This is a genomic window from Actinoplanes sp. NPDC049118, assembly GCF_040648555.1.
In the GTDB taxonomy this organism is placed as follows: Bacteria; Actinomycetota; Actinomycetes; order Mycobacteriales; family Micromonosporaceae; genus Actinoplanes.
In genome coordinates this window covers 113,968-133,187 of record NZ_JBEZDY010000026.1, presented here as the reverse complement: position 1 = coordinate 133,187, position 19,220 = coordinate 113,968, and the positions used below count along the sequence as shown (strand labels likewise).

The 19,220-nt window shown below is 71.7% G+C and carries 18 protein-coding genes; 1 reads left to right on the top strand and 17 read right to left on the bottom strand.

Translation table 11 applies throughout. The features are described from left to right. From AB0B58_RS33070 to AB0B58_RS33005, 14 genes are all read right to left on the bottom strand, one after another. A partial coding sequence (locus AB0B58_RS33070) for a helix-turn-helix domain-containing protein (RefSeq protein WP_360231801.1) occupies positions 1-208 on the bottom strand: 208 nt, incomplete at its 3' end. Between the two features lie 282 nt (positions 209-490). Then, a complete protein-coding gene (locus AB0B58_RS33065) occupies positions 491-1,183 on the bottom strand; it encodes a hypothetical protein (protein ID WP_360231798.1) in 693 nt (230 codons plus the stop codon). After that, positions 1,180-2,148, bottom strand: coding sequence for an NAD-dependent epimerase/dehydratase family protein (locus AB0B58_RS33060; protein ID WP_360231795.1), 969 nt, complete (start codon positions 2,146-2,148; stop codon positions 1,180-1,182). The genes AB0B58_RS33065 and AB0B58_RS33060 overlap by 4 nt, the downstream gene beginning before the upstream one ends. Further along, on the bottom strand, positions 2,145-3,461 hold the full coding sequence (locus tag AB0B58_RS33055) for a nucleotide sugar dehydrogenase (RefSeq protein ID WP_360231792.1): 1,317 nt from the start codon (positions 3,459-3,461) through the stop codon (positions 2,145-2,147). Before AB0B58_RS33055 ends, AB0B58_RS33060 begins: the two co-directional genes overlap by 4 nt. Before the next feature lie 42 nt (positions 3,462-3,503). Then, complete coding sequence (locus tag AB0B58_RS33050) at positions 3,504-4,547, bottom strand: endo alpha-1,4 polygalactosaminidase (protein WP_360231789.1); 1,044 nt, start codon at positions 4,545-4,547, stop codon at positions 3,504-3,506. Next, positions 4,544-5,440, bottom strand: coding sequence for an NAD(P)-dependent oxidoreductase (locus AB0B58_RS33045; protein ID WP_360231786.1), 897 nt, complete (start codon positions 5,438-5,440; stop codon positions 4,544-4,546). The genes AB0B58_RS33050 and AB0B58_RS33045 overlap by 4 nt, the downstream gene beginning before the upstream one ends. Beyond that, positions 5,437-6,165, bottom strand: a complete 729-nt coding sequence (locus AB0B58_RS33040) for a sugar phosphate nucleotidyltransferase (RefSeq protein ID WP_360231783.1) — start codon at positions 6,163-6,165, stop codon at positions 5,437-5,439. Before AB0B58_RS33040 ends, AB0B58_RS33045 begins: the two co-directional genes overlap by 4 nt. A gap of 25 nt (positions 6,166-6,190) precedes the next feature. Further along, positions 6,191-7,723: a hypothetical protein gene (locus AB0B58_RS33035; RefSeq protein ID WP_360231780.1), complete on the bottom strand. Its 1,533-nt coding sequence runs from the start codon at positions 7,721-7,723 to the stop codon at positions 6,191-6,193. Further along, positions 7,720-9,282, bottom strand: a complete 1,563-nt coding sequence (pelF, locus tag AB0B58_RS33030) for a GT4 family glycosyltransferase PelF (protein ID WP_360231777.1) — start codon at positions 9,280-9,282, stop codon at positions 7,720-7,722. Before pelF ends, AB0B58_RS33035 begins: the two co-directional genes overlap by 4 nt. A gap of 27 nt (positions 9,283-9,309) precedes the next feature. Next, positions 9,310-11,457, bottom strand: a complete 2,148-nt coding sequence (locus AB0B58_RS33025; protein ID WP_360231774.1) for a hypothetical protein — start codon at positions 11,455-11,457, stop codon at positions 9,310-9,312. A 613-nt stretch (positions 11,458-12,070) separates the two neighbouring features. Continuing rightward, on the bottom strand, positions 12,071-12,352 hold the full coding sequence (locus AB0B58_RS33020) for a hypothetical protein (RefSeq protein ID WP_360231771.1): 282 nt from the start codon (positions 12,350-12,352) through the stop codon (positions 12,071-12,073). 116 nt (positions 12,353-12,468) lie between these two features. Then, the gene (locus AB0B58_RS33015) at positions 12,469-13,050 is read right to left on the bottom strand and encodes a response regulator transcription factor (protein WP_360231768.1); all 582 of its coding nucleotides are present in this window, start codon (positions 13,048-13,050) and stop codon (positions 12,469-12,471) included. Between the two features lie 88 nt (positions 13,051-13,138). Next, on the bottom strand, positions 13,139-13,528 hold the full coding sequence (locus tag AB0B58_RS33010; RefSeq protein ID WP_360231765.1) for a PLD nuclease N-terminal domain-containing protein: 390 nt from the start codon (positions 13,526-13,528) through the stop codon (positions 13,139-13,141). Positions 13,529-13,860: 332 nt separating this feature from the next. Then, positions 13,861-15,039, bottom strand: coding sequence for a CinY protein (locus AB0B58_RS33005; protein ID WP_360231762.1), 1,179 nt, complete (start codon positions 15,037-15,039; stop codon positions 13,861-13,863). A gap of 180 nt (positions 15,040-15,219) precedes the next feature. Between AB0B58_RS33005 and AB0B58_RS33000 the strand changes: the two genes are divergently transcribed. Further along, a complete protein-coding gene (locus AB0B58_RS33000; protein WP_360231759.1) occupies positions 15,220-17,280 on the top strand; it encodes a GDSL-type esterase/lipase family protein in 2,061 nt (686 codons plus the stop codon). Here the strand turns inward: AB0B58_RS33000 and AB0B58_RS32995 are convergent. The 3 genes from AB0B58_RS32995 to AB0B58_RS32985 form a co-directional block, all read right to left on the bottom strand. Continuing rightward, positions 17,277-17,558: a hypothetical protein gene (locus AB0B58_RS32995; RefSeq protein ID WP_360231756.1), complete on the bottom strand. Its 282-nt coding sequence runs from the start codon at positions 17,556-17,558 to the stop codon at positions 17,277-17,279. The two genes, AB0B58_RS33000 and AB0B58_RS32995, sit on opposite strands and share 4 nt — an antisense overlap. A gap of 56 nt (positions 17,559-17,614) precedes the next feature. Next, positions 17,615-18,034 (bottom strand): hypothetical protein, encoded by a 420-nt coding sequence (locus AB0B58_RS32990; protein ID WP_360231753.1) that lies wholly within the window; start codon positions 18,032-18,034, stop codon positions 17,615-17,617. A 118-nt stretch (positions 18,035-18,152) separates the two neighbouring features. Beyond that, on the bottom strand, positions 18,153-19,214 hold the full coding sequence (locus AB0B58_RS32985) for an AI-2E family transporter (protein ID WP_360231750.1): 1,062 nt from the start codon (positions 19,212-19,214) through the stop codon (positions 18,153-18,155). Positions 19,215-19,220: the final 6 nt, after the last annotated feature.

Sequence of the window (19,220 nt, the reverse complement as noted above, 5' to 3'; positions counted from 1 at the left end):
TGTCCACCTCGTCCGGCGTCAACTCGAGCAGATAGCCCGGCCCGCAGGTCCGGATCGCCTCCGGATGCCCGGCACCGGCGAAAACCTTACGCAGCCTCCAGACCCGGCTCTGGATCTGCCCCCGCGCCGTCGAGGGTGGACTCTCGCCCCAGAGGGCCTCGACCAGCTGGTCCACGGACGTCATGCTGTTGACGTTCAACGCGAGCATGGCGAGAACGGTCTGTTGCCTAGGCCCGCCGACGGGCAACGAGCGTCCTTCGGCGAGAAGTTCCAGGTTCCCCAGGAGCCGGACCAGCATCTCGCCCTTCCACCCGCTCCCGCCTCGACCGCTCCCATGTGGACCCGAGACCGGGCGCCGTCGCTCCGCCGCCCAGCCGCAGCGACGGTAACACTCCAAAGCACGCCGATATGCTGCATAACACATCAACGTCGGTCCTCGACCGTCCGGGGCACGGTGTTGGCCCGGCCTCCGGCCGGGCCAACACCGTTCTCACACCCGGGACAGGGCCCGGTCGCTCACCACGCACTGCATGCCGAACTGCCGCGCCCGGCGCATCGCGAAGTCCGTCAGCCCCGGTGTGTCCGCATAGTCCAGCGCGTACAGGTCCAGCTCGAGCTGGAGGAGCTGCTCCGCGATCTGCGCGTGGAACTCCAGCACGTCCGCCGGCCACGGCGCGTAGCCCTCCTCCGTCCAGCGGGCCGAGAACGACTCGAACACCACGCCGTCGACCAGTTCGGCCAGCCGGGGCAGCATGCCGAAGCCCCGGTTCGCCAGCAGGTAGCCCGGCTTGGCCTCGGTGCGGATCGCCGCGACCAGCGTCAGCAGGTGGGGTATGTCCTCCGGCCAGGTCAGTTCGACGTTGAGGGTGTCCATGAACAGCCCGGCGAAGCCGGCCGCCATCGCGCCCCGGGCCTGGCCTACCACGTGCTCCACCCACAGCGGATGGCCGACCTCGACGAACGCGCCGCCCCAGTCCGGGTTGCGCTCCTTGCGCTGCCACGGCGCGGGCGGCCCCTGGTCCTCCGAGAGCGACAGGTAGCCGAGGGTCTGCACGCCCTTGTCGGCCAGCAGGGCCAGCTCCTGCGGGCGGTAGAAGTCCGGCTGCAGAACCACCCGCGGGTACGTCGCCAGCTCCTCCAGGTGCCCGTCGCCGTAGTAGAAACAGATCGGTGGTCGGGTCATGACGGCCATCCGTTCTCGCGGTACCAGGCGTACGTGGTCCGCACGCCCTCCTCCAGCGGCACGGCCGGCTCGTAGCCGGTGAGTTCGCGCAGCCTGGACAGGTCCGGGCAGCGGCGCGGTACCGAGCCCGCCGGCGCGGCCAGGGGTTCGACGGCCGGGCTCACGCCGGCCAGCCGCAGCACCAGCTTGGCGAGGTCGCCGATGTTCGTCTCGTCCCTGTCGTTGCCGATGTGCACGATCTGCCCGGCGGCACCCGGCGCCGCCATCAGCCGCAGCATCGCCTCGACCGCGTCGTCGACGTGGCAGAACGCCCGGAACTGGTCCGCGCCCGGCACCTTGAACGGGTCGTCGCCGCGCAGCGCCCGCAGGGACATCTCCGGGATGACGTGGTCGGCGCCCATCCGCGGGCCGTACACGTTGTGGAAGCGGCCGACCACCGCGTCGAAGCCCTTCGCGCGGGCGGTGTGCAGGAACGCCGCCTCGCCGAGCAGCTTGCTGACGGCGTACGCGAATCGCGGCGCGGTGATGTCGGAGATCATCACCGGGATGTCCTCGGGGGTCGGCACGGCAACGACGCCGGCCTCGACGCCGCCGGCGTAGACCTCGCTGGTCGAGGCGAAGAAGACCCGCTCGCCGGGCGCCACCCAGTCGAGCAGGTGCATCGCGGCGAGGGTGTTGACCCGGACGACCCGGGCCGGGTCGGCCTCCACGTTGCGGACGCCGACGACGGCCGCGAGCAGGTAGATCTGGTCCCAGCCGTGCGGCAGCGCGGCGAAGGTCGCGGGATCGGTCAGATCACCGGAGATCACGTGTACGGCGGGAGCGGCGCGCAGGGCGGACAGGTCGCGGTCGTCGCGGCCGCGGGAGAAGTCGTCCACGATGGTGACGTCGTGGCCCTCGGCGACCAGCCGGCGGGCCAGGTGCAGGCCGATGAAGCCGGCCCCGCCGAGCAGCAGCGCCCTCATGACGCCGCCTCGGCTTCGAAGCGGGGCAGGTAGCCGAGGCCCGCGTAGCGGATGCCGGCCGCGGTGACCGCGGCGGCGTCCAGCACCCGCCACGAGTCGTAGATGAAGGCGGGCCGGGACTCGCCGAGGATGTCCGGTACGCGGATCGCCCGGTAGTCGGGGTGGTCGTTGATGACCAGCACCGCGTCGGCGTCGGAGAAGGCCTTGTCGAGGCTGACCGGGTCGCCGCCGTACTGCCGGATGACGTCGTCGGTGACCATCGGGTCGTGGCCGATGACGGTGATGCCCGCCGCCGAGAAGGCCGGCATCATGCTGGCGATCGGCGTTCCGCGCATGTCGTCGGTGGGCGGCCACCCCTTGTACGCCCAGCCGAGCACCGCCAGCCGCGCACCGCGGGTCTCGCCGCGGGCCTCCGCCAGCATCCGCACGACGGTCTCGGCGACGTGCACCGGCATGAACTCGTTGAGCTCGCGGGCCCGGCCGACCAGGAACGGCTCCCGCTCCTGCGCGCTGTCGATCATTATGTAGGGGTCCTTGGAGAGGCACCCGCCGCCGACGTAGCCGGGCCTGGACAGGTCGGGCCGCGGGTAGTCCGCGTTCGCCGCCCGGATCACCTCGAGCGGGTCCAGCCCGTGCCGCTCGGCGATCAGCGCGATCTCGTTGCCGAACGAGTAGATCAGGTCGGTGTGGCAGTTGTTGGAGAGCTTGACCAGCTCGGCGGTCTCCAGGTCGGAGACCTCCACGATGGTCCGCGCCAGGCCGCCGAAGAACTCAACCCCGGCGCGCAGGCTGGCCTCGTCCAGCCCGCCGATCACCTGCGGCAGCTCGACCAGCTCGCGCAGCGCCTGTCCCTGAATGGTCCGCTCGGGGGCCATCACCAGCTTGACGTCGTCGCCCCAGGCCGCGCGCAGCTCCGGCAGGACGACCCGCCGGCTCGTGCCGACCGGCACGGTGCTGCGGACCACGACGAGGGTGCCGGGCCGGCAGCGGGCCGCGACGCTGCGGGCAGCGGCGGCGAGGTTGGCCAGGTTGGGCCGGCGGGTGATGTCGTCCACGGGCGTCGACACGCTGATCACGGCCACCTCGACGGTGTCCGGCGGCAGTTCGGTGCCGACGTGGATGCGCGTGCCGATGTGCTCGGCGAAGACCTCCTCGACCCCGGGTTCGAAGATGTGCGACCGGCCGTGCGACAGCGTCTCCAGAACGCCCGGTGACACGTCGGAGCCGTGTACGACGAAGTCTCTGGTGGCCAGCGCGGCGGTGAGCGTGAGACCCACGTAGCCGAGACCGACCACCCCGATCGTCTTGGGCATGTTGCCTTTTCCCTTCCGTTGACATGGTGCAGGTCCCGCCGCTCAGGTGCAGGGCGGGGTGAGACGGTCCAGTTCCAGCACGGTGACCGTGCCGGCGAAGCGCTCGGTGCGGTACCGGCCGCAGGCCGAGCGGATGTCGGCGGGCCGGGTGGCGTAGTCGACGCTGAGCACGAACTTGCCCGCGTCGCGCAGGGCCCGGGTGTCGGCGAGGTTCTCCGCGCACCAGTCCCCCGTGCACGGCCGGTCGCCGGCGAGGAAGAACAGCTCCTCCATCGCGATGCCGTCGATCGCCGCGGTGTAGCCGGCGAAGCGGCGCAGCTCGGGCGAGTTCTGCGGAACGATGAGGAACCCCGGGCTGCGGGCCTTGGCGTACGCGCTGATCCGGGCGACGAGCGCGGCCATCGCGCTGCCGAGCGCCTGGCGGTCGCGGCCCTGCGCGTATCGCCGATCGATCTGTTCGTAGGCGAGCGGGGTGTCGAGGTAGACCCCGTCGAAGCCGGCTTTCAGGGCCTGGTCGACGCGGCCCCGGATCACCCGCTCCCACCAGCGCTCGTCCCAGTAGCGCACGAAGTGCTCGCCCGGCCAGTCGCTCCACTCGTTGGCGATCAGGTCGCCCGCGTCGCGCCGCAGCGCCGGGTACTCGGGGCGGAAGTCCTCGATGCTGCCGATCTCGAAGTACGCGAGGACCCGCTTGCCGGTGGCGCGGACCTTGCGGATCTCGTCGGCGCGGAAGTAGTCGGCGTGCGCGTCGCGGGCCAGGTCGACAACGGCGAGCTGGTACGGCCCGGCGGCGACCTGGTCGAGCCGGCCGCCGGGGTAGTCCTGCAGCTGGTATGCCCAGCTGGAGATCCGGCCCGGCGCCGGCGTACCGGCGGACCGCGAAGGCGGCGGTAGCGGACCGGCGGAGGATGCCGGGGCGGAGACCGGCGGTGCGGAGACCGGCGACGTGGACGCCCGCGGGGTCGCGGTGCCGGTGGCCGTCGGCGCGCGGCCGGTGCCGGCGCGCGTCATCAGGACCACGCCGACCGCCAGCGTCGCCACCGCGAGCAGGCCCGCGAGGACCATCCCGCGCCGCCGGTGCCTCATCCGGCCTCACCCGCCGCCCAGATGTCCTTGATGGAGGTGGCCAGGTCCCGGCCCGGCGCCCAGCCGAGTTCCGCGCGGGCCCGGCCGACGTCGGCCTGGATCCAGTCGACCGCGGCCGACCGCCGCGGCCCGGCACCCTGTTCACGGATGTCGCCGCGGTAGCCGGCCGCCTCGGCGAGCAGCCGCACCGCCTCGCGCGAGCGGACGGCGCGGCCGCTGCCGACATTGAAGACCCGGTGACTCAGCCGCGGCGGCCGGAGCACGGCCGGGACGATCTCCGCGAGGTCGCGGACGTCCACGAAGTCCCGGTACGCCGAGAGCGGGCCCATGGTGATCTCGTCCGCCCCGGTCGCCAGCGCGGCACGGATGCGTTCGGCGGCGCGGCCCAGCATGTTCTCCTGCGACATCCCCGGCCCGATCGGGTTGAACACCCGCAGCGAAACGGTGTCGGCCAGCCCGTTCTCGCCGGCGAGCTGGAACAGGCGGGTGCCGGCCAGGTGGCTGACCCCGTACGCGGCGACCGGGGTCGCCCGGTCCTCCTCGGTGACGGCGTGCCCGGCGGGGACGATCCCGTACTCCCCCGCGGAGCCGAGACGCACCAGCCGCACGCCGGGCCGGACCGCGGCCACCGCCTCGAGCAGCGTGGTCGCGACCAGGGTGTTGCCCCGGATCAGCTCCGAGTCGGTGCCGCCGAGGCGGCCGACGCAGCAGACGATCGCGGAGGGCGCGTGGTCGCCGATGAGCTGGACCAGCTCCCGGTGATCGCCGTCGATCAGGTCGTAGTCCCGCCGGCCGGGACAGATCACCGCACCCACCTGGGGATCCGCCTCCAGCGCCGCGCGCACGTGGCCCCCGATGAAACCAGAGGCCCCGAACAGAACGACCCGGCTCACACCGGTTCCCTGGAACGGCGGGGCAGCAGGATCGGCAGGAGGCTGGCGCAGGTGCGGTTGGCCTCGTCGTAGTCCTCGGGCCGGCCGATGTCGAGCCAGAAGCCGTCGAACGCGTAGGTGGCCGGGTGGTCGCCACGGTCCAGCAGGTCCAGCACCAGCTGGTCGAACCCGAACGGCAGGCCGGGCGGGTAGGGCGCGAGCGCCCGGCGGGACATGCCGTACACGCCCATGCTGACGGGGTAGCTCAGCACGGGCTTCTCGCGGAAACCGACGATGCGGCCCTCCTCGACGTCGAGGACGCCGAAGTCGATCCGGTGCTCCTGCGCGGCGGTGGCCACCGTCAGCGCGCCGCCGCCGAGCGTGTGCGCGGTGAGCAGGTCGGCGTAGTCGAGGTCGGTCAGGATGTCGCCGTTCATCACCAGGAAGTGGTCGGGCAGCGTGTTCTTGAGCCCGAACAGGGGCCCGATCGTCGACAGCGGCACGTTCTCCTCGACGTAGTCGATGCGCAGCCCCCAGCGGGCACCGTCGCCGACGAACGCACGGATCAGCGGGCCGAGGTGGTTGATCGCCAGGGTCACGGACTTGAAGCCGAACGACGCGAGCTGATCCAGCACGATCTGCAGAATCGAATGGTTGTCCCCGATCGGCATCAGCGGCTTGGGCAACGCCGTCGTGTACGGCCTCAGCCGGACGCCTTTGCCGCCGGCAAGGATCACTGCGTGCATCGCTGACCTGCCTCCCAAGTTCGAACTACCGGTAGCGCACGGCCTGGCCGAGAATCGGGGCCAGGCCGAGCACGAAGAGCGCCTGGAGCAGCAGCACGCTGCCCAGGTAGAGCGAGGTGTCCACCAGTGCTGGCCCGGACCGGCCCAGCAGCGGGGCGGAGCCGAGCAGGGCGCCGATTCCCACGTGGGCGACGATCGCGGCCAGCATCGACCAGCAGAGCCAGCCGAAGCGGTCGCGGCCGGCGAGCAGGAAGGCGAGCAGGTAGGCGCCGCCCAGCGCGACGTGCGCGGCGGTCATCACGATCCCGACGGCCGAGAGCAGGCCCAGGTGGTACAGCCCGGCGAGCATCGCCGCCGCCGGTATCGCGGGGGCCAGCAGGCAGATCGCCGTCTCGCGGGCCAGCAGCTGCCAGATCCCGCGGACGAACGCCCGGGGCCGCTCGACCCGGCGCATCAGCGCGGCCGCCTGCGGCCGGAACCGCTCGGCCCGCCACTCGATGACCCCCATGGTCAGGATCAGCGGCGCGGCGGCGATCGCCACGTCGAGGCTGCCCAGCAGGTACGGCGCCGCGGCGTGCAGCAGCAGCACCGCCGAGCACAGCCCGTACGCTCCGACACCGACCAGGGCCGGCACCTCCGGGCGCAGGGCGGCGCGCAGCGGGGGTTCCGCCATGGCCGCGGCGCGGGCGCGACGGACGGCGATCACCACCGCGAGCAGGAACGCGGCCACGACGCACCCGGCCGCCACCGCCGCCGACCAGGGCCGCAGCCCCGATCCGAGGATCAGATAGGCCACGCCGATCAGGAAGGCCGGCGTCATGACCAGCGCCAGCCACGGCTCGCGGCGGTAGAAGACCATGACCGTGCTGGTCAGCTGGTAGGCGACCTGGCAGGTGATCATCGCGACGAGCGCGACCCCGCCGCCGGTGAGCCAGACCAGCCCGGCGCCGGCCGCCGCGCCGGCGACCGGGACGGTCAGGGTGGCGACGATCAGGATCCGGCCGGCGGCGCGCGGCCGGCCGAGACCCAGCATCCGGTACGCCGCGTGCGAGGCGACGCCGGCGTAGACCCAGCCGAGGACGCCCGCGAAGACCAGGCCGAGCACCAGCGAGCGCCGCCCGACGATCGCCAGCACGGCCGGGAACGCGGTGCAGGGCAGCACGTACAGCGGGCCGTGGCTGATCAGCCGCAGGCTCTCGCGCCACGACCGGTTGCCGCGGACCCGCACGTCGCGCGGCCTCGGCAGGCGCGGGCCGAGGCGGCGGTACACCTCGGTGGACAGGGCGAAGACGTCCTGGTAGCCGTACTCGACGCGGGCGCCCCGGTCGGTGAGGCCGTCGGCCTCGAGGGCGGCGGCAACGTGCAGGGAGTCGACCGCCTGGCTCAGCGTCGGGCGTACCCGCTCCACCAGGTCGTCCAGGGGGTCGGTGGAGATCCTGGGCAGCAGGACGGTGTGCTCACCCGGCCCGGCGGCGTGGGTGGCGGCCGGGCCGGGCCGGTTGCCGTCCGGGTCCGTGCCGCTCCCGAGGCCGGTCTCCAGGCCGCTGTCCAGGCTCACCGCGCCTCACCGTCCAGCTGCAACTGCCACGCCGGGCCGCGCTGTTCGGGGACGGTGACCCGGCCCTGCGCCCGGCCGCGCAGGTGCCGCGGCGGCGTGGCGGGCCTGATCGGGGTGGCCAGCGACTCGTAGACATTGCGGTACATCTTCAGCGAGCGCCGCAGGGTGAAGTGCTCGAGCACCCGGGCCCGGGCCATGATGCCGAGCCGGTGGCGCAGCTCGTTGTCGCGCAGCAGCTTGATGCAGGCCTCGGCCACGGCGGCGTAGTCCCGGGGCGGCACGACGATGCCGGTGTCGCCGACGGCCTCGGCCACCCCGCCGACGTTGGTGCACACGGTCGGGCGCCCGCAGGCCATCGCCTCGACGACCGTGTACGGGAAGCCCTCGGAGATGCTGGTCAGCGCGACGATGCTGCCCGCGTGGTACGCGTCGACGGCGTTGCCGATTCGGCCCTCCAGCACGGCGGCGCCGGTGAGGCCGAGCTCCTCGATCAGCCGCTCGCAGCTCTCGTGGTAGATCCGGTTGACCGCCGGCGTGCCGCCGAAGATGCGCAGGCGCGCCTCGGGGATCTCGGCGCGGACCAGTGCGAACGCCCGGATCAGGGTGTGCAGGTCCTTGAGCGGGTCGACCCGGCCCATGTACGAGATCGTCGGCAGCGCCGGCTCGGAGGTGGCGGCCGGGAACTCCGCCGGCTCGACGCCGTTGTACATGGTCCACATGCGGTCCGGGTCGGCACCGTTGTGCAGCTGCCAGCGCCGGTTGTACATCGAGTGCGGCGCGAGCACGTCGGTGATCAGGTACGCGGCGCCGGCCAGCGACCGGAAGAAGCTGAGCACCAGCACCCGGACCGGGTGCGAAGCCTCGTCGTGCAGGTTGGCGATGTAGCGCTCGCGCAGGTAGATGCCGTGCTCGGACATGACCAACGGGGTGCCGTGCCTCCACTTCGAGGTCATGCCGACGAGCGTGGCGAGCCCGTTCATCGAGGCGTGCACGATGTCGGCCTTGACCGGGGCGGCGCTCAACGGCCGCAGCATGTGCTCGATGAGCCAGGCCGCCTCGACCGCGTCGGCGACCGTCGGCGCCGGCCCGATCTCGTCGACGCGCAGGTCCCGCCAGGCGTCGAGCATCATCGTCAGCGCCCGGTTGGACAGCAGCGCGGCGCTCAGGTCGCCGCCGTCGCTGGCGTACTCGAACATGCCCCGCAGGGCCAGCAGGAACATGCTGCGGCTGACCGCGCTCTGCTCGGAGCGGGTGGCCTCCATGGGCGTCACCAGGGCCCGGACGAAGACCTCGTAGGACTCGTTGAACGACGCGCCGGGCCGGTGGCCCGGCCCGCGCCGGAGTGCGCGGCCGGGCGGCCGCGCACCCCAGAGCGGGATCGAGTGGACCTTGTCGAGGTTGGTGGGGGCCGGGAAGACCGACCGCTCGGCGCCGTCGACGGTGAGCGCGACGACGTCCCAGCGGTAGTCGGGCATGCCCTTGATGAGCTGCTCGCACCAGATGCTGACACCACCCATCGCGTACGGGTAGGTGCCCTCCGACACCAGCGTGATCTTCACCGGGCCCCCTCTACCGGGTTGTGCTTGTCACAGGCGCGGGACTGCGGTGACCGTCACGGCGGTGTTGGCCGCCAGCGCGAGCGGGGTCGTGACATCGGTGCCGTAGGTGCTGGAGCCGGCGCCCTGCACGCCGCTGATCTGCACGGTGCCGGCGGCCGGCGAGGCGACCGTCACGTTGCCGGTCGACCGGTCGTACACGGGGTCGACGCCAGCGCCGAGCTGCGCGAAGTGCGCGGTCCGGACCGTCGTGTACGCCGCGAGCGACGGCCAGTCCAGGTTGATCAGCGGAACGGAGTAGAACCCTTCGTACTTGCTCATCACGGCGTCGATCCAGTCCGTCAGGAGCGTCCGGCCCGAGCCGTAGTCACGGGTGTTGGCGATGTGGAAGGTGTGCGAGTAGATCGCGCCCGACGACACGTGCCCGAGCGCGACACCGGCCTCGTAGTCGATGATCTGCTCGTAGGTCAGGTTCGCCGGCCAGTACGGGAACCTGCCGTTCGGGCCGTAGAAGGAGTTGTAGAAGGCGGTCTCCTCCTGCGGCGTGGTGCAGAAGTAGGCGATGTTGGTCGGCCAGTCCGGCACCACCGAGATGCTCGACTCCAGCGGATGCGCCTTGGCGGCGTTGAGATGCGCCGGCACGTGGCTGGCGAAGGACATGTTGCCGTGCAGGTACTGCACGCCGAGGTCCTTGGCGGCCCGCAGCAGCTCCGGGTTGGAGCCGGCCAGGCCGTGGTCGACCGGAGGACTGGTGTCGTCGTCCGGGTTCGGGTTGTAGACGCCGAGGCCCGAGTACTCCGGGGTCTTCAGCACGTTGTCGGGGGTGCTCAGGCCGATCGAGGCGCCGGCGACCCGGTTGCCGTTGATCTCGGCGTACGACGTGGCGTAGCTGGTGGAGTTCAGCTCGGGGTGGTTGAGGGTGTGGTTGAGCCACCGGAAGTTCGACTTGAGGCACTTGCTCGTCGCGGTCAGCTCGGTCGGCCCGCCGTTCGGGCTGCAGGCGCTGCCGGCGAACGGGTCGATGTCGGCGCCGTTGAACGCCAGGTTGAGCTTGAAGTCGGCGGCCTGCGGGTGTGCGGCACGCAGGGCGACCTGCTGGTTGTCGAGGTTGACCGCGTCGTGGCCGCTGACCTGCCAGCCGGGCGAGTACTCGACGTGGCCGTCCGGGTAGTAGTGGTCCGAGGTGTTGAACCAGTCGTCGACGTCGACGTTCAGGTGGTGCCGCTGCTCGCCGAGGAACATGCCCTTGGTCGCCCAGCGGACCATGCCGTACACGAGCAGGTCGGAGTGGAGCAGGTACTGGTTCGAGGTGAACGTCAGCGCGAGCCGCTCCCGGCCGTCCGTCGAGGTGGTGCGTACTCCGAGCACGTTGCCACCCTGCGTGATGGTCGCCTCGGCGCCGCAGCCCGGGGTGATCGCGGTGCGGTAGACGTACGACTGCACCAGCGGGATCTGGGCGGTGCTCTTCAGGTAGTCGAACACGCCCGCGCCGGTCGGGGTGAGCGAGAGGTTGATCGGGGTGCTGCCGACGCCGGTCTCACCGGCGGAGGTGAGGCAGTAGTTCTCGGGCCAGGTGCCGTAGCTGGTGTAGAGGGCGGCCTGGCGGACGCCGAAGTTGCGCTCGTAGGCCCAGAGGATGTTCCACTCCGCCGGGTCGAGGCCGGTGAGGTAGCTGCCGCCCGACTCGTAGACCTGCATGCTGTTGGTGAGCAGGATGGCGTTGTACCGGCCGACGCCGTCGGGACGCACGAGCGTGCTCGTGGTGATGGGGGTGGTCGCGTCGTACAGCACGTCGTAGGCGGCGCCCACGCGATCCAATGTGGTCTTCCAGGTGGCGACGCCGAAGTCGTTGGCGTCGGTGCCGATGACCAGGGCGCGCAGGGCGACCTGGTCGTTGAGCCCGGCCGCGGCCACTCCCGCGGCGCCGACCGCCTTCGACGGCTTGACGACCTTGACGCTGCCGGTGCGCTTGGGCAGCGGGCCGGGACGGGCCTCGGCGGGGCGCGCGACCTGTGCCAGGCCGGGGACGTTCGGGGGCTGCCCGGCGGGCTTCGCGAGCGCGCCGGTCGCCTGGGCGACGGCGGGGCTCGAGGCGCCGAGCATGACCGTCACGACGGCGGTCGCGACGAGGGTCAGGCGCGTCGTTCGACGACGGCGTGCGGGAAGATTGGGGACCATCCAAGACCTCCAGAGCGGGGAAGGATCACCACTGCACCCAGGTGGAATCTGGACACAGAGGGATCCCCGAAGGTGGCCGATGATGAAGCCACGATGGACGGTAGCAACCATCGCGAGCACATTCGATGTCCCGAGGCTGACCCGATTCAGCCGTTGACCAGTCCATGATGGAGTGCTAGGACCGTCGATATCCCGACGCTGTTTTCAAATCCATCTACATTGGTCACTTAACTGTTAAGTTCCCGCTGACATGGGTTTTTCCTTAAGTGATCTTAATGAAGGCGTAATAAACCAGACACGGACCGGAAGCGTCACGCGGCGCAGTGGATCATGCCCGACCGAGCGCTCGTAGATCATCTTCATCGCCTGGATGATCAACTAAGAGTGATCAGCCACCGAGAATTCATGGTTTTCGCGGTCGATCGGACCATGCGCCCATCAACCGTTGGGACAGGCTTTTCGGGGTACCCTAACGACGCCTCAGGCGGCGGTGGACCCCCGTCGCCGAACGACCGGCGAAAATGGTCTCCGCCGGCGGCGGAGACCATCGTGGACAGACCATTCCCGCCGATTGAAAATGCGAGGGCACTCCGCGGAACCGGAGTCGCCAGGTTCACGCCGCGCCGGCGGACTCCACCTGCCTGAGCTGACCGGTCGCGGCGTCGGCGTACCGGTCAGCCGCCAGGTCCAGGGCCTTACTCATCGCCGCCGCGTACCGGGCGGCGACGGCGACGCTGTCGACGGCGAGCGCCCGGCGGTCCCCCGCGTCGATGGTGCAGCCGGTGCGCAACATCGCCCGGATCCGCTGGAAGGTGGCCAGATGCTCGTCGACGGCGGCCAGCACGTAGACCGACAGATCCACGTCAGGCGTCGGGGCATTGCTGACTTTCATCATCAACGGCTCCTGTGGCGTACGGCGTCACGATCCCGGGCGTCTCGAACCCCCCGTGCCGTTCATGATCGGGCATAACCGGCATCTCCGGAGGCGATTCGCGATTGTCGCCGCACGCCCTACTCCGGCGCCGCCGGGCTGACCAGTCCGCTCCGGTACGCGACGACGACGGCCTGTACCCGGTCGCGGAGCCCGAGCTTGGCGAGGATGCGGGCGACGTGGGTCTTGACCGTCGCCTCGGACAGGTGCAGCCGCCCGGCGAGCTCGGCGTTGCTCAGGCCCTGCGCCAGCAGGTGCAGGACCTCGAGTTCGCGAGGGGTCAGCGTGGCCAGGTCGCGGTGTGCCGTCGAAGGCGCGCTGTCGCGGCGCGCGAACCGCTCGACCAGGCGGCGGGTGATGGCCGGCGCCAGGAGCGCGTCGCCGGAGCGGACCAGCCGGACCGCGGCGACCAGGTGCCGGCGTCGCCGAGGATGCGCCGCGTCGCCACCGGCGGCGTCGTCGGCATGCCGATCGGGGTGCTGCTGCAGCGGATGGTCGTCGGCGAGATGGGCCGCACCGCGGGATTCAACCTGCCGGCCACGGTCCTCGAGGTCTACCACCCGGTCGAACTGGTGCTGTTCGGCCTCGGCGGGCTCCTCATCGCCGTGCTCGGCTCGCTCCTGCCGGCCGGCGCGTACCAGCACCGCCGCGGCGCTGCGCACCGAGTGAGCACGCGCGCTACCGACGGGTCGTCCCCGTCGGTAGCGCGCGGTCAACCGTGCGAATGAGCCCCGGCCGGGTACACCGGCGTCAGGCGAGCGCCTTGGCCTTGATGGAGTCGAACTCCTGCTGGGTGATCGCCCCGGACTGGAGCAGTTCGTGGCCCTTGGCGATCTGTGCCGTCGGGTCGCTGCCGCCGCCGCTGCTCGCGGCGACGCGGCGGATGTACTCCTGCTGGTCCTTGGCCGCGGCCTCGTGCCGGGCGATCGTCCGTTCGGCCATGCTCTTTCCGCGGGCGATCAGATAGATGATCATCGTCAGGAACGGCAGGAAGAGCAGGGCGAGGATCCACACCGTCTTCATCCAGCCGCTCGTGTCGCGGTCACCGAACAGATCGCTCAGGATCCTGAACAGGATCAGGAAGTAGAAGAAGATGAAGTAGAAGATCAATAGGCTCCAGAGAAAGTCGCCGAACGTCACGTGAAACCCCTTTGACTCGTCACGGCCCGATGGCACTCATCGCGGTGCTGCGGCTGGGCTGTCGTCGGCTCCGCACCTGGCCAGGGCCGGGTGCGGAGCCTCTTTCAGCCCTTGACAGCAGAACACGCGCGGCCCGCGCCGGCCGTCATCCGGAACGGATGAAAGCCGGACAGCCGCAAGCCCCGTCGATGCGGGCGCCGCACGGTTCCGCGCCGTACCGGCCCTGCGTACGAGCGGCGGCGCTGGTCGAAAACCGCCGTTCCGGTGCCCTTCATCCCGCGACGGCATGGATCCGCCCGCTCGGCCGGCTCGGGCGGCGCCGCCGGCCGAGATCATCCACGACGGATGAGGCCCGATGATCTCCGCGCGGTGTCCGGCCCGCGGGCGCGGCGCCCGCGGCGCAGCAGGAGCAGCAGGATCGCGACGCCGAGGAGAACGCCCGGTACGGCGAGGGCGACCACCGTGCGCACCGTGCCGTCGCGGCCGGCCCCTCGCAGCACCGGGCCCGGATCGCGGCAGCCGTTCGCGGGATCGTCGTGGGTGAGGGCGCACACCATCAGCGACGCCCTCTCCGGGCCGTAGTCGCCCGCCAGCGCGGCCTGGAACTCCTGCCACTGGTGCCGCGTCTCGACGACGGCTCCCCGCACCGCCTTGGCGAAGTTGTCGCCGATCCGGCCCCGGGGTGTCGTCGGATCCGTCGCGGCGCCCCCGTCCGGATCGACCAGCCCGTTGTCCTTGTTGAGAGCGGCATGGGTGACCCGCCGTTCGCACACGCCGGTGCCGTCGACCTGGTCCGCGAGCACGAAACACCCGGTCGTCAGGTCGCGGGGCACTGCGCGCATGCCGCCACCGCGCAGGTCCAGGACCGGGCTCGGCGCCGGCAGGTTCAGGCCCGGCGGGTTGTCCGCGGCAGTCGGGCGGGACGGGTCCGCGGCGTCGGCCCAGTTGCTGTGTGCGTAGAAGTCCTGCACGCCGTGCAGGGCCCGGCCGAAGCTCTCCAGCGCCCTGCACTTCGCCCGCTGCTCGGCCGCCGAGTCCAGCACGCAGTCGGTGCCGAGGTCCACGGCCGCGCCCACGATCCGGCCCTCGTCGTCGAGCAGTCCCGCCGCGTTCCCGGTCCCCTCCCGGAAGCGGCGCCGCAGATGCTCGACGCAGGCGCCGAGCCCCGCCGTGGCCTGCTCGCGCGTGCGCGGGTAGCCGCCGCCGGCGAGAAAGTCGGCGTCGTCGCAGTGCGCGGCGGGATCGGACACCTCCGTGCGGTCGGGGGCCCCGACGGCGCCGAACTTCTTGTCGTGTCCCGCGAGCTGTGCCACCGACCGCGGCTCGAAGCAGTCGCCGTCCGAGCCGGTACCGGCCGGACAGGCCACCGCGGCGCGGGTGATCCGTTCGTGCTCCCGACGCTGTCCCCCGCCGTCGATCGTCCCGAACCCGGCCGCCGGGCCCGGAACCGCCAGGACGGCGCCGGCGACGGCCAGGGATGCGAGCAGTGTCCTGCCGGAGCCTCCCCGCATCGCGCACCTCCCAGCGCCATCAGGCTGCCCAGCCGCCGCCGTCCCCGGCTCACCCCGTCGGGATGAACCCCGCCGGTCGAGAATCGGACAGGAGCACTTCGCGCAAGGCCGTCCCGGCCCGTCTGCCGCGGTGGGACCGTCGGATGGTGACGCCACCGTCGGCGAAGCGAGGTCCCCGACATGAAAGCCGAGCTCGACCGGGTCGGATCGATCCGACGGACCCTGGTGTTCGCCGCCGCGCTCGCCGCCCTGCTCTACTTCGCACGCTCCGGTGCGACCTCGCTGACCGTCCAGGTGCTCTTCACCGCCTTCATCGCCGCCGCGACGATCTGGCTGCGCGGGCAGTACGCCGACAGCCTCGACGGTGAGCAGTGGGTGATCCCGCGCTGGTTCGGCGGGCTCCTGCTGGCCACCGCCTTCGTCCTGGTGGTCCTGCACCACATGCTCGGCCAGGGCTCGTTCGCCGTCATCGGGGTGCTCCTGGCGTACTTCGTCGCCGGATCCGCCATCGCACAGATCCGGCAGAGCGAGTCGGTGCACCTACTGCGGCTGCCCAGCGGCAGGAAGTACGTGGAGATACGACCGATGCGCTGGGGGCTCGGCCTCACCGTCGCCGGCGTCGTGGCCGCGTTCGGCGGCGCGGCCCTGCTCGGGCCCGCCCGGCAGGTCGTGCCCGGCGCGCTGCTCATCGTCCTCGCCGTGCTGGTGCTACTCCCGGTCGGGCTGGCCATCTGGTCCGAGCAGGCCCTGCGCCGGCTGTGCCGCATGGACGACGCCCGGGCCTGGCTGTGGTGGCTCGGCGGGGCCGGCGCCGCGGTCTTCGTCGCGGTCACCGCCGCCTTCAGCCTGTGGAACTCGGCCTGGCTCATCGCCCTCATGGTGGTGCTCGCGCTGCTCGTCATCGCCTTGGTGTCGACCACCCAGGCCGACATCGCCGCCGTGATGGCCGTCGTCGCGCTGATGGGCGTGACCCCGTTGCAGGCGTCCGAGCCCGGACAGTTCGGCCCGCGCGGCCGCACCCAGGTGCTGGTGGCGCTCGGCGACTCGTACATGTCCGGCGAGGGCGCCGCGATCTACTACGTGGGCACCGACGACGGCGGCGGCAACCAGTGCCGCCGCTCGCCGACCGCCTGGGCGGCGATGGCGGCGCAGGACGAGACCAACTTCGACGGGCTGGCGTTCCTCGCGTGCTCCGGTGCGCGCACCGCCAACGTCCTGACCGAGCACCCCACCTCGTCCGTCGCCGACTCGGCGCTGGCCCGCGTCGGGGTGCCGGCGCCGCGCCCTCAGCGGGACGAGCCGGGCACCCAGCTCGACGCGTACCAGAAGATCCGGGGCACGTTCAAGCCGCGGATCGTGGTGGTGAGCATCGGCGGCAACGACGCGGGCTTCTCGACCATCGGCGTGATGTGCGTGGCGCCCGGCAACTGCGACCGCAAGGCCGGGCTCTGGCGGGACTCGCTGGATCAGGTACGCAAGCAGCTGCGCGCGACCTACCTCGAGGTCGACGCGGCGTTTCCGGGCGTGCCGGTCGTGGTGGTCCCGTACCCGGATCCGATCAGCATCCGCGAGAACGGCTGCCGCCAGGTGGCGCTCTCCCGCGCGGAGCAGCGGTTCGTGCACGAGTTCCTGACCGGCGGCCTCAACCGGGTCATCCGCCAGACCGCCGAGGAGTACGGATTCCACTACCTCGAGGAGATGCAGGACGCGCTGGCCAAGGCACACCTGCAGCTGTGCGACCCGCTCAACGACGGGCGGCCCGGCATCAACTTCATCGGCCTGCGCTCCGTGCGCGGCATCGCCGAGCAGCGCTTCAACCCGGCCAACTGGACGCACAGCAGCCTGCACCCCAACGAGCGGGGGCATGCCGCGATGCTGCGGGTCTTCCAGACCTGGTGGGCCACGCAGAAGGCGTCCATCACCGCGCGGGAGACCGTCGGGGTACCCGCGCGGGACCGGTCGGCGGACGCGCTGAGCGACCAGCAGCAGACCACCCAGGCGCTGGCGCAGGCGACGGCGACGAGGCAGGCGCCGCCGTGCAGCCTGTTCGACAGCACGAACCGGGGCTGCCGTCCGCAGGGCCAGCGCTGGGCATACCAGCAGATCGGCTGGACGCTGCTGATCTACGGCGCCGGTGTCCTGCTCGCCGCGGCCGGCGCGTGGTGTTTCGCGGTCGCGCTGTTCGCCCGCAGCCGCCGCCACTGGGCCCGCACCAAGTCACCGCCCGGGACTGCGCTCTAGCGGGCGCGCGCCCGCTGCTGGAAGGCGCTCGCCACCATGTGGGCCAGGTCGAAGATCAGGGCGACGACCACCCAGAACCATTCCCAGCCGACGAGGCCGACGCCCGGCGTGTAAAAGATGACGTACAGCAGGGTGGCGAACGGGAAGAAGACGATTCCCAGCAGCGGCCAGATCCAGGTGTCGAACGCGGCGTCGACGAATGCCGGCCGGACCACCCAGACGATGAACAGGGCCAACCGCGGGAAGACCCCCGCGAAGATGGCGAACAGGCAACCCATGTGCACTCCGTCCTGGACCGCGGCGCGACGCCGCCCGCGGCGTCCGCCCGGCTCGGCTACGTCGGGTCGATAAGCCTTTCCGGCTCCGGTTTCACGCTCGACCACCGCGCGGTGAGCGCGAAGATCACGAAGGTGTCGAGCGCGAGCATCAGCAGCGACCAGAGCGGGTAGGCGCCGAGCGAGGCGATCTGCCATACGGCGTGCAGGCCGACCACGATGATCGCCGCGATCCGGGCCCAGGTCTGCGTCGCGAGCAGGCCCACGCCGACCGCGAACAGGGCGACGCCGAACAGCAGCAGCGTCCAGCCCCAGGAGGTCAGGTCGATGAGCAGGAGCCGCTCCTCGAGCACCAGGAGCTGCTCGTCGTTGAACAGCACCAGGAGGCCCTCGAGGATGTTGACCATGCTCATGATCAGCAGCATGGTGGCGGCGAAGACGACCATGCCGGCCCACGCCGTGCTCTTGCTCGCGACCATTGCTCTGTTCCTCCCCGTCAGGGCTGGCGCCGGACCCGCCGAACGGCTGCCGGCGACCGGATCGTCGCACCGGGCCGCGGGCCCGGGCATCACCCCGCACGAATGAGGACGCCGGGGCCTACGCCTGCGCTGCGGGCGCGTCCGAGGGCGATCGCAGCGACGTCAGCGTCCGCCGCCAGGAGACGACGATCGCGGCGAGCGGCACCGCGATGAAGACGCCCAGGATGCCGCCGAGGATCCCACCGGCCACCGTGACCGCGAGGATCGCCAGCGGATGCATGTCGAGCGCCGCGCCGAAGACCAGCGGGCGGGCCAGCCCCTCGAACACGTTCTGGGTCACCAGCACGACCGCGAGCATCCACAGCGCCGCGTCGACGCCGCCCGCGCCGAGCGCCACCAGCACCGTGAAGATCGCGGACACCCAGGCACCCAGGTACGGCACGTACGCGGTGGCGAAGGTGACAAGCGCGATGACGAACACCAGCGGCAGCCGCAGAACCGCCGCCGCGGCTCCGATCACCACCGCGTCCAGGGTGGCGACGAAGGTCGTCCCGACGACGTAGCGACGCAGCCGGCCGGCGGCGTCGGCGAGCATCTGCCGCGTCGTAGCCGCCGGCAGCGGTGCCCGCCGCTCGATGCCCGCGCCGAACCGGCGGCCGTCGATGAGCAGGAAGAACAGGATGTAGAGCGCGACCAGCACGGCGAAGACCAGCATGACGACCGCCATCGTCCCGGTGAGCACGGTGCCGGCGAGCCCGAGCAGGACCTCCCGGCGCTGCGACGCGTCGACCGCCGGGGTCACCAGGTCGGCGCCGGTGGCGGAGCTCAGCCGGTCGGCGGCGGCCTGTGCGGTCTGCTCCCAGGCGGCACCCTGGCCACGCAGGCCGATGACGACCACGACGACGAGCACGCCGACGATCAGCGGCACGGCGGCGGTGGCGACGGCGGCGGCCGCGGCCGGCCGGAGCCGGTGCCGGCACATCCATCCGAACCACGGCTGGAGCACCGCCGCGAGGATCACCGCGAAGATCACCGGTGCCAGGTACGGCAGGACGACGCTGATCGCCACGATGGCCGCGACGACGCCGGCCACCGCGCCCGCGACCATCAGGCCGGACCACCCGAGCCGGGCCAGCCACCGCGGAGCGAGACGGCCGTCGCCGGCACCGTTGTCGTTCATGGTGCG

What these genes read in the sequence shown, in the direction of transcription:
- AB0B58_RS33065 (WP_360231798.1), bottom strand. Translation starts at nt 1,183, where the DNA reads ATGACCCGACCACCGATCTGTTTCTACTACGGCGACGGGCACCTGGAG.
- AB0B58_RS33060 (WP_360231795.1), bottom strand. Translation starts at nt 2,148, where the DNA reads ATGAGGGCGCTGCTGCTCGGCGGGGCCGGCTTCATCGGCCTGCACCTG.
- AB0B58_RS33055 (WP_360231792.1), bottom strand. Translation starts at nt 3,461, where the DNA reads ATGCCCAAGACGATCGGGGTGGTCGGTCTCGGCTACGTGGGTCTCACG.
- AB0B58_RS33050 (WP_360231789.1), bottom strand. Translation starts at nt 4,547, where the DNA reads ATGAGGCACCGGCGGCGCGGGATGGTCCTCGCGGGCCTGCTCGCGGTG.
- AB0B58_RS33040 (WP_360231783.1), bottom strand. Translation starts at nt 6,165, where the DNA reads ATGCACGCAGTGATCCTTGCCGGCGGCAAAGGCGTCCGGCTGAGGCCG.
- AB0B58_RS33025 (WP_360231774.1), bottom strand. Translation starts at nt 11,457, where the DNA reads ATGGTCCCCAATCTTCCCGCACGCCGTCGTCGAACGACGCGCCTGACC.
- AB0B58_RS33020 (WP_360231771.1), bottom strand. Translation starts at nt 12,352, where the DNA reads ATGATGAAAGTCAGCAATGCCCCGACGCCTGACGTGGATCTGTCGGTC.
- AB0B58_RS33005 (WP_360231762.1), bottom strand. Translation starts at nt 15,039, where the DNA reads ATGCGGGGAGGCTCCGGCAGGACACTGCTCGCATCCCTGGCCGTCGCC.
- AB0B58_RS33000 (WP_360231759.1), top strand. Translation starts at nt 15,220, where the DNA reads ATGAAAGCCGAGCTCGACCGGGTCGGATCGATCCGACGGACCCTGGTG.
- AB0B58_RS32995 (WP_360231756.1), bottom strand. Translation starts at nt 17,558, where the DNA reads ATGGGTTGCCTGTTCGCCATCTTCGCGGGGGTCTTCCCGCGGTTGGCC.
- AB0B58_RS32990 (WP_360231753.1), bottom strand. Translation starts at nt 18,034, where the DNA reads ATGGTCGCGAGCAAGAGCACGGCGTGGGCCGGCATGGTCGTCTTCGCC.
- AB0B58_RS32985 (WP_360231750.1), bottom strand. Translation starts at nt 19,214, where the DNA reads ATGAACGACAACGGTGCCGGCGACGGCCGTCTCGCTCCGCGGTGGCTG.